This window comes from Pseudomonas sp. I2, assembly GCF_040984075.1.
GTDB classification, from domain to species: domain Bacteria; phylum Pseudomonadota; class Gammaproteobacteria; order Pseudomonadales; family Pseudomonadaceae; genus Aquipseudomonas; species Aquipseudomonas guariconensis_B.
The window spans coordinates 1-255 of record NZ_JBCGFQ010000273.1 but is presented as its reverse complement, the minus strand read 5'-3'; the positions used below and the strand labels follow the sequence as shown (position 1 = coordinate 255).

1 pseudogene is annotated in these 255 nt (G+C 68.6%); it reads right to left on the bottom strand.

The features are described 5' to 3' along the window. Positions 1–255: pseudogene (locus WCE05_RS26585) on the bottom strand (hypothetical protein); the annotation flags it as partial.

Sequence of the window (255 nt, the reverse complement as noted above, 5' to 3'; positions counted from 1 at the left end):
GCTCGAGGCGCTTGAAGCGTCGGTCGTGGTCTTCGGTGCCGGGGACTGGCTGGGCCATGGGGTGGATCAGCAGGGCCAGGGCGATCTCCAACCCACGGGCGCAGGTCGGCTCGTCACGGTCATAGGAGGACAGCGCGGCCGCCAGGCTGTGCGGGTCATCGATGTGGTGGGCCTCAGCGGTGGCCAGCCAGGTGTCGTGGTCGTCGCTGGCCTGCAAGGCAAGGTCCTGCAGGGCCTTGATGCGCTGCTCCAGTT